The organism is Catenibacterium sp. UBA627, assembly GCF_002299355.1.
GTDB lineage: Bacteria > Bacillota_I > Bacilli_A > Erysipelotrichales > Coprobacillaceae > Catenibacterium > Catenibacterium mitsuoka.
This window is the reverse complement of sequence record NZ_DBPF01000135.1, coordinates 1-8,761: the sequence shown is the minus strand read 5'-3', so window position 1 is coordinate 8,761 and position 8,761 is coordinate 1. Positions and strand designations below refer to the sequence as shown.

The following is an 8,761-nucleotide window of genomic DNA, read 5'->3' as shown; positions in this document are numbered from 1 at the left end:
AAGCTGAAGCCTGAAGAATTAGCTGATATGCTGATAGAAGCATTACCACCAAAGTTAGATGAACTGTTACGAGATCTGAAATAAGATCTCTTTTTTTTGCATAATACAACATTCGCTCTAAATACAGCTTTTTTATGCTGCTTCTCAAGTTTTATTATAATAAAATGGTATAATAATATAAGTCTTGAAAAGGATTATATAAGTAATCTATAAGAAGGGTAGACAATTATGTATAAACATTTTACGCTTATGATAGACAGAAGAAATACATATGAAGGGACACTCTGATCTTTTTGATATACTTATAGTGTATCGACATGGATTATTTATTTTTAATAGATATTCTATGCCTTTTTACATCATTAAAAAATTGAAAAGACTTCTTTTTAGGACAAATCAAACAAGGAGAAAACGATTATGAACAAGAAATTAATGACTATGTTAGTCGCTTGTGCTTTATCAGTAACAACATTATCTACTACAGCAGTATTTGCAGAAGATGCAGTAGTAACTGGAGAAACTCCAGCTGTTACTGAAACTACAACTACACCTGAAACTACACCTGCAGATTTTTACCCAGGAGTCACTTTACTTACACCTAAAAAATGGACAGGGGATAGTGATATTGTCTTTGAAGTAGATGCTAAAGGTGGAACAGTTTCCAATGGTGAATTTTATATTTATGATACAGATGGTTTAGGCGAACCTTTGGAAGTTCAAAATAAAATAGAAGTAAATGAAGAAGGTAAAGGTAAGATTACATTTACTAAAGATGCATTAATGAATGCAAAAACTTGGTCTTGGGATGATGATGAAGAAGTTGGAAATCAGATTTCAGTAGATTGGACAAAGTATTCTGAAATTGAATTTGCTTTTGCATTCGAATTAAACGGTCAGGATAAATATAAGTCTATGTATGTAGAAACTTCAGTAAAGGCTCCAGCACCAACTGTAACTCCTACTACACCAGCTAAGCCTTCTACTCCTGCAAAACCTGCAGAAAATAAAGGTACAACTACAATTACACCTAATGCACCTGCAGCAAAAGATGACAAGAAAACAAATACTACAACTACTACAACTACTACAAAGAAAGAAGCACCAAAGACTGGTGATACTATGAATGCTGCATTATATGCTTCATTATTAGTAGTCAGTGCTTTAGCTGCTGTTGTATTAGCTACAAAAAAGAAAGTTACTGAATAATCTGTCAATTAAAGTAAGCGTAAGTAAAATGAAATATTATGGGAAAGAAAAGACAATTGAGAAATGAAATCAGTTGTCTTTTTTTATGTAAATTTATTCACAAAGTGACAAATCCACTTATCTGTCACTTGAATGATAACACTTACAATGTTAACATGAAGTCAGAAAAGTTAATTAAAAGGAGATTGATAATCATGTATAAGTTCATGTTAAATGAAACAAGTTATCATGGAGCAGGTGCTATTAAAGCTGTTCCTGAAGAAATTAAAGCAAGAGGATTTAAGAAAGCATTTGTTGCTTCTGACCCTGATTTAGTAAAGTTTGGTGTTACTAAAAAAGTAACTGATTTATTAGATGAAGCTGGTATTGAATATGTTCTTTACAGCAACATTAAACCAAACCCAACTATCGAAAACGTACAGACTGGTGTTGCTGCATTTAAAGAAGCAGGCGCTGACTGTATCGTAGCTATCGGTGGTGGATCTTCAATGGATACATCTAAAGCAATCGGTATCATCATTACAAACCCTGAATTTGCTGATGTACGTTCATTAGAAGGTGTTGCACCAACTAAGAATCCTTGTACTCCAATCATCGCTGTTCCTACTACTGCAGGTACTGCTGCTGAAGTTACAATCAACTATGTAATTACTGATGTTGAAAAGAAACGTAAATTCGTATGTGTAGATACTCATGATATTCCAGTAGTTGCTGTTGTTGACCCAGAAATGATGTCTTCAATGCCAAAAGGATTAACTGCTGCTACAGGTATGGATGCTTTAACTCATGCTATCGAAGGTTATATTACTAAAGGTGCTTGGGAACTTTCAGATATGTTCCATATTAAAGCTATCGAAATCATCGCTCGTTCATTAAGAGGTGCTGTTGAAAACACTGCTGAAGGACGTGAAGGTATGGCTTTAGGTCAGTATGTTGCTGGTATGGGATTCTCTAACGTAGGTTTAGGTGTTGACCATTCTATGGCTCATACATTAAGTGCTTACTATGATATGCCTCATGGTAAAGCTTGTGCAATCTTACTTCCAACAACTATGGAATACAATGCTGAATATACTGGTGAAAAGTATAAAGACATTGCTAAGGCAATGGGTGTTGAAGGTGTTGATGGTATGACTCAGGAAGAATATCGTAAGGCTGCTGTAGATGCTGTTAAGAAGTTAGGTGAAGATGTAGGTATCGAAATGACTCTTAAGGGTGTTGTTAAGGAAGAAGATATTCCTCAGTTAGCTAAGGATGCATATGCTGATGCTTGCCGTCCTGGTAACCCAAGAGATACTTCAGTAGAAGATATTGAAGCATTATATAGATCATTACTTAAATAATAATCATTCATCGGGAGGAACTTTTGTTCCTCCTTTTTGTTTTTTATTGATGTTTCTTATAAAAAATGTATAATAGACTTGTGCTTTTATATATAGCACTCAATAGAGTTATTAAAGGAGTATGATAGTGTCGTGGACTCGAGTCAGATAATGATGGTTGTTATTTTTATTATATTGATAGGATTGTCAGGCTTATTTTCTAGTGCAGAAACTGCATTTATGTCTGTTTCTAAGATTAGAGTAAAGACTGTAAGTGAGGATGAAGAAGATCCTCATCACGCCAAGGCTTTAATTGTTTCTAATCTTTTAGAAGATACAGATCATTTATTAAGTACAATTCTAGTAGGCAATAACCTTGTCAACATTTTAGCTTCTTCATTGACTACATCATTTGTGATCAGTGTATTTGGTAATGAAGGAACAGGTGTTGCGGTTGCAACAGGGTTTGTTACGTTAATGATTCTTATTTTTGGTGAAATTACACCAAAGACTTTAGCTGTAAGTAAAGCAGAAGCATTATGTTATAGATTCTGTCGCTTTATTCAATTAATAAATTTCATATTTACACCAGTTGTTGTTATCTTAACAGCTGTGTCTCATGGCTTGATTCATATATTAGGTGGTAGTATTGATCAACAGCCTACACTTTCTGAAGAAGACTTAAAAACAATTGTAAATGTGTCTCATGAAGAAGGTGTATTAGAAGATGAAGAAAAAGAAATGATGCATAATATCTTTGATTTTGGTGATACTGATATTAAAGAAATCATGACGCCACGTATTCATGTGGCTACAGTTGATTATGATGCGACTTATGATGAAGTGGTTGCTGTATTACAGGAATCACAGTATTCTCGTTTACCTGTTCTTTCAGAAGAGGGTGATGAGATTGTTGGTGTATTACATATCAAGGATATCTTAATGAATCCTGTTGATCATGAACATTTCCAGGTAAAGGATTATATGCGTGATGCTTATTTCGTTTATGAATTTAATCATATTTCAGATGTTTTTGCTTCTATGCGTAAGGAGCATGTTTCTTTATCAGTTGTATTAGATGAATATGGTGTTATGGCTGGTATTGTGACATTAGAAGATATTGTCGAAGAAATCGTTGGTGAAATCGATGATGAATATGATGACAATAGTGAAGAAGTAAAGAAGATCTCTAAAAACGTCTATTTAGTAGATGGCAGTTTAAACATAGATGAAGTCAATGACCGCTGTGGTACAGAATTTGCTTCAGAAGAATTTGAATCTATTGGTGGTCTTGTCTTAGGTCAGGTGAATGGTTCACCAAATCCTCATCAGAAGGTTTATGTTGATGACTGTATGTTTATTATTGAAAAGATTGATAAAAACAGAATTGAATTATTGAGACTTATTATCCCAGAAGAGGAAAGTCAAAAAGAAAATGAAGAAAAACACGATTAAAGTGTTTTTTCTTTTGGAGGGGAGCAGTCATGAAAGATATATATAATAAGGCAATGGCTATATATGATGACTATCGTTATTATGTACCTAGTTTCTCTAGCGCTGCTTTATCATTTTATTTAATCATCCTGCTGATCCCTGCTACAACTATTATTGCAGTTGTGACATCTTCTTTACATATTAGCGTAGAGATTCTAGAGATGGGTATTAAAGAGTTTATTCAGCCCGCTTATGCAGAGATGCTTCTTGATACATTAAAGGGCAGCTCTTTAAATACAGTCTCTATATTAGTGTTTATTTGGTCTTTTTATGCTGTATCTAGAGGTATAGGGAATATCTATGATATTTCTAAGAAGATGTTTTCAGTAGAAGAGAGAAGTGAATCAGTGATTGCCTGGTATATTTATGTCTTTAAGGTGACAATGCTACTACTTGGGACATTACTGATTTCAATTGTATTACTTGCGACAGGACCTATATCAAGAGTATTTCATTTTTTATATGGCATTGCATTTATGCGCTTTGTCCTATTATTTCTTATTATGGTCCTATTTTTTATGGCTATCTATATGATAGTGCCTAGAGAACGTATCACATATCATGAAGCCCTTCAGGGAGCTTTTGTAACTTCTGGTGGGATAGTGATTTTATATATTGCATTAAACTATTATTTTAAATATGCAGATCTTACATCTTTATATGGACCACTTACCTCAATCTGTGTTATCTTATTTGTATTTGATTGGGCAAGTGAGATTTTCTATGTAGGAATGTATTTGACTCATATTGCATATTTAAGGAGGAACAACGCGAAATGGCAAGAGAAGATTTTGGAAAGAGTAAACCAAGAAGAAAAAAATTTGACAAAGACAAAAAACCTAGAAAGGATAGCCGCAAAAGCTTCAAGAAGGGGTCTGATAAAGGCTATAAGAAAGAAAATAGAGGGCCAAGAAAAGATTTTGACAGAAAGCCAAGAAGATTCACTTCAAAGCCAAGAAAAGATAGAGAAGAAATAAATATCAAGAAACTTGGTATTAATGGTGAAGGTATTGGTTATATTAAGAAGAAGGTTATCTTCGTACAGAATGCTTTACCATTAGAAATGGTTGAAGTAGAAATCGATAAGAAGACACAGACTTATATGTTAGGTCATGTGACTGCATATAAGAAGCTTTCATCAGCAAGAAAGGATCCTGAATGTGATCAGTACAATCAGTGTATGGGATGTGCTTTAAAGCATATGAATTATGCTGATCAGTTAGTTCATAAACGTGAATTATTAAAAGAAACACTTCATAAATATACAGATTTATCTGTAAAAGACTTGGATATCAAGCCTGTTGTAGGAATGAAAGAGCCAGAACATTATCGTCATATCGTTGCTTTCCCAATTACTTACTTCAGTGGAAAGCTATGTGTGGGCGTTTACCAGCGTGAAACAAAATTCCTTACTTTAATGGATCATTGTCCTCTTCAGACACAGAAAATCAATTCCTTACTTGTGAAGATTGAAGATATTCTTAATGAAAATAAATGTCGTGATTATAATGATAAGTTCAAGAAAGGCTTAAGATTCTTAATCATTCGACAGATTGGTGAAGAAATGCAGGTGGCATTCGTTACTGGACAGGATGGTATCAGCCAGACTGTGACTAAGGAGATTGCTGCATTAGATGAAGTCACTGCATTATATTATACAGTGAATACATCTCGTTATCAGGATTTCTATGAACAGGGATTTAAGAGAATCTATGGTCAGACACATGCTCAGTATAAGGATTTCAAGATTTCAGTACGTTCTGATATGATTCTTAATCCAGAAATGGATGATGAAAAGACAAGACAGATTTCTTCTTTATTAGATAAGAAGGAAGATGTTTTATCTATGGGGTGTGGTTCAGGAATCATGGAATTACAGTTAGAAAATAAGGTTGTTGCAATTGATGACAATAAGGTAAGTATCCATGATGCCACTGAAAATGCAAAGAGATTAGAGTTAGACAATAAGCTATTTATTGCTGGAAATGTCAATGATCAGGCAGCACATCATTTAAAGAATCATAGTTATGATGCATTAATCATTAATGAAACTGTTGATGGAATGACTGATGACTTATTAAAGTCTATCACTTTATCAGGTATTAAGCATGTCATTATTGTTTCTGATAACATGAGTACTCTCGCAAAGACATTACATCAGTTAGAAGAAATGTTTGATGTGAATACTATAATTTCTTTAGATAAAGAACCTCATACACCTCGTTTAGAAATTATTGTAGATTTAAAGCGTAAGTAATATGGAAATAGTATTAAGTATTATTTGTATTGTATTATTGGTGGTTGTAATCTATCTTCTCTATACATCACAGATGAAAATTCATGATAAGATGATTCAGACAGAGGCTGTTCATTCATCACTTGATGGACAATATAATTCTATTATTTCTTTATTAAATGAAACAAATAGATCACTTGGTCAGTCCGATGTTAAAATCAATCATATGATTGATGGTATGCATGAAATCAATGTGATTATGACCAATACAAAAAAGAGAGGGACTTTTGGTGAGTATCAGCTCTACCATATCCTATCTCTTTATTGTGGTGATAATCAGCATATCTATGAGGAACAGTACCGTTTAACCAATGGTAAGATAGGTGATGCAGCTTTACACTTACCTGGTAATACAAAAGTATTAATTATTGATTCTAAGTTTCCTATGGAAAACTATTTAAAGATAGTAGATAATCCAAAGGATATTTCTTATCAGAATGAATTCAAGAAGAATGTTAAGAAACATATAGATGATATTTCTAATAAATATATTACCGAGGAAACATTGGAAGAAGCGGTAATGTTTATTCCAAGTGAGGCCATCTATCTCTATTTATGTGATGAATGTGCTGATCTGTATGATTATGCGCATAATAAGAAGGTATTAATGACTTCTCCTTCTACACTTATGGGAGTTGTCTTTACACTTATTAACATCACTAAGGACTTTAACCGTTCAGAGAATATTAAAGAAATAGAAAAACAAATTATCAAGCTTAAGAGTGATACTGATCGTTTAGATGACCGTTATGGTAAAGTTATGAAGAACCTAAGTACTCTTGAAAAGAGTCTGAAGGAACTAGAGAAATCTAAAGATAAAATCAGTAAAACAATCAATCAAGCTTATGATGGTGCTATAGAAGAGGAATAATCCTCTTCTTTTTGCGTAAAAAAAACTGGAGGGAAATTCCTCCAGTAGACTAATTAAGTGAATTACTTTTATTCATGCTTTCAAGATATGTCATAATATCTTTCGCGTTATCACTATAATCACAACTCAAAACAGCCAATGACATCAATAAGAAGAGATCACTATAATTACTTAATTCTAAGTCTATACCAATCGCATTCTCATCTCTTACTCCCACTAACTCCTGTGATTCATTCGCAAAGCCACGATCTACTGCCTGTGAAATAAGTAGTTCATAGCTTCCTTCATAATAACTAGAAACAAAATCATTAAAATCCTTACCTACAATCTCAATTACATTCTCAATTGTTTCATCGGATTCTTCTGCGAGTGTATTGATAAATTGTTCTAACATCACAATCACATACTCAATCACACTATCTGCATTTGCAGTCTCTTCGTTATATATGACATACATGCCTTTGTCATTATAGTAAGATGTAAATAAATGTTTCATTAATCTTCTTTACCTAAAGTTGCAACCATAACAGCTTTAATTGTATGAAGTCTATTTTCTGCTTCATCAAATACAACAGAGTTCTTGCTTCTGAATACTTCATCATCCACTTCACGAACATCTAACCCCTGTTCATGTTTTACTCTTGCTGTTTCTGTTTCGAAATCATGGTAAGATGGAAGGCAATGCATAAATAATGTATTGTCATTATGTGTCTTACTCATTAATTCTTTGGTTACTTTAAATGGACTTAATAATTCCACTCTTGGCTTATACAATGATTCATCTTCACCCATTGAAACCCAGATATCAGTATAGATAACATCAGCACCATCTACTGCATCTGTATCATCAGTAATAGTCAAACTTCCACCAGACTTTTTACATTCTTCCTGACAATAAGCCACCACTTCTGGATCCATTTCTAATGATTTAGGACCTAAACATACAAAATGCATTCCCACCTTACATGCACCATACATTAATCCATAACATACATTGTTTCTAATATCACCAGTAAAGACAAACTTGATCTCATTTAAAGGTTTATCTAGATGTTCCTGAATAGTAAGGAAATCAGCTAAAGTCTGAGTAGGGTGGTCAACATCTGTTAAACCATTCCATACAGGTACTCCTGAATACTTAGCTAATGCTTCAACATTTTCCTGCTTAAATCCTCTAAATTCAATCCCATCAAACATTCTACCTAGTACTTTTGCTGTATCTTCAATTGACTCCTTCTTTCCCATCTGTGACTGAGTCAAGAAAGTAGCATGTCCTCCTTCATCAAGAACACCTACTTCAAAAGCACATCTTGTACGTGTAGATGTCTTTTCGAATAATAAGGCAATATTCTTACCTTCGAGTGAATGACCAATCTTTCCTGCTTTCTTCTTAGACTTTAGCTTTTTAGCCAAGTCTAGAAGATAATAGATTTCTTCCTTAGTATAATCCTTAAGTGTTAAAAAACTTCTCCCGTGTAAATCCATAACTATACTTCCTTTCTACTTATATTTCTTTACCTACTACTTTACCAATTTCTCGTAATTCTTCAATAAGTTTAGTATATTTTTCAG

8 protein-coding genes are annotated in these 8,761 nt (G+C 33.4%); 6 read left to right on the top strand and 2 right to left on the bottom strand.

The annotated features are described in order from the left end of the window. The first annotated feature begins 417 nt into the window (after nt 1-417). The 6 genes from B2S90_RS09150 to B2S90_RS09125 all read left to right on the top strand — a co-directional run bounded on the left by B2S90_RS09150 (nt 418) and on the right by B2S90_RS09125 (nt 7,189). Entirely contained in the window at nt 418-1,206 is a 789-nt protein-coding gene (locus B2S90_RS09150) for an LPXTG cell wall anchor domain-containing protein (protein ID WP_286696934.1), read from the top strand. Between the two features lie 194 nt (nt 1,207-1,400). Further along, a complete protein-coding gene (fucO, locus tag B2S90_RS09145; RefSeq protein ID WP_055233711.1) occupies nt 1,401-2,549 on the top strand; it encodes a lactaldehyde reductase in 1,149 nt (382 codons plus the stop codon). A gap of 150 nt (nt 2,550-2,699) precedes the next feature. After that, nucleotides 2,700-3,983 (top strand): HlyC/CorC family transporter, encoded by a 1,284-nt coding sequence (locus B2S90_RS09140; protein ID WP_278861569.1) that lies wholly within the window; start codon nt 2,700-2,702, stop codon nt 3,981-3,983. A gap of 29 nt (nt 3,984-4,012) precedes the next feature. Continuing rightward, nucleotides 4,013-4,999 carry a YihY/virulence factor BrkB family protein gene (locus B2S90_RS09135; protein WP_238703676.1) on the top strand — a complete coding sequence of 329 codons (987 nt, stop codon included), beginning with the start codon at nt 4,013-4,015 and terminating at the stop codon, nt 4,997-4,999. Further along, nucleotides 4,996-6,279 (top strand): 23S rRNA (uracil(1939)-C(5))-methyltransferase RlmD, encoded by a 1,284-nt coding sequence (rlmD, locus tag B2S90_RS09130; protein ID WP_286696936.1) that lies wholly within the window; start codon nt 4,996-4,998, stop codon nt 6,277-6,279. Before B2S90_RS09135 ends, rlmD begins: the two co-directional genes overlap by 4 nt. A gap of 1 nt (nt 6,280) precedes the next feature. Next, on the top strand, nt 6,281-7,189 hold the full coding sequence (locus B2S90_RS09125) for a DNA recombination protein RmuC (RefSeq protein ID WP_055233708.1): 909 nt from the start codon (nt 6,281-6,283) through the stop codon (nt 7,187-7,189). Nucleotides 7,190-7,238: 49 nt separating this feature from the next. Here B2S90_RS09125 and B2S90_RS09120 read toward each other — a convergent pair whose 3' ends face one another. Both B2S90_RS09120 and argF read right to left on the bottom strand, forming a co-directional pair. Next, on the bottom strand, nt 7,239-7,685 hold the full coding sequence (locus B2S90_RS09120; RefSeq protein ID WP_055233707.1) for a hypothetical protein: 447 nt from the start codon (nt 7,683-7,685) through the stop codon (nt 7,239-7,241). After that, entirely contained in the window at nt 7,685-8,674 is a 990-nt protein-coding gene (argF, locus tag B2S90_RS09115) for an ornithine carbamoyltransferase (protein ID WP_278861498.1), read from the bottom strand. Before argF ends, B2S90_RS09120 begins: the two co-directional genes overlap by 1 nt. Between the last annotated feature and the right edge of the window lie 87 nt (nt 8,675-8,761).

Bases quoted from the DNA above. Each gene is read 5' to 3' on its own strand.
- fucO (WP_055233711.1), top strand. From the start codon at position 1,401: ATGTATAAGTTCATGTTAAATGAAACAAGTTATCATGGAGCAGGTGCT.
- B2S90_RS09140 (WP_278861569.1), top strand. From the start codon at position 2,700: ATGATGGTTGTTATTTTTATTATATTGATAGGATTGTCAGGCTTATTT.
- B2S90_RS09125 (WP_055233708.1), top strand. From the start codon at position 6,281: ATGGAAATAGTATTAAGTATTATTTGTATTGTATTATTGGTGGTTGTA.
- B2S90_RS09120 (WP_055233707.1), bottom strand. From the start codon at position 7,685: ATGAAACATTTATTTACATCTTACTATAATGACAAAGGCATGTATGTC.
- argF (WP_278861498.1), bottom strand. From the start codon at position 8,674: ATGGATTTACACGGGAGAAGTTTTTTAACACTTAAGGATTATACTAAG.
- B2S90_RS09135 (WP_238703676.1), top strand. From the start codon at position 4,013: ATGAAAGATATATATAATAAGGCAATGGCTATATATGATGACTATCGT.
- B2S90_RS09150 (WP_286696934.1), top strand. From the start codon at position 418: ATGAACAAGAAATTAATGACTATGTTAGTCGCTTGTGCTTTATCAGTA.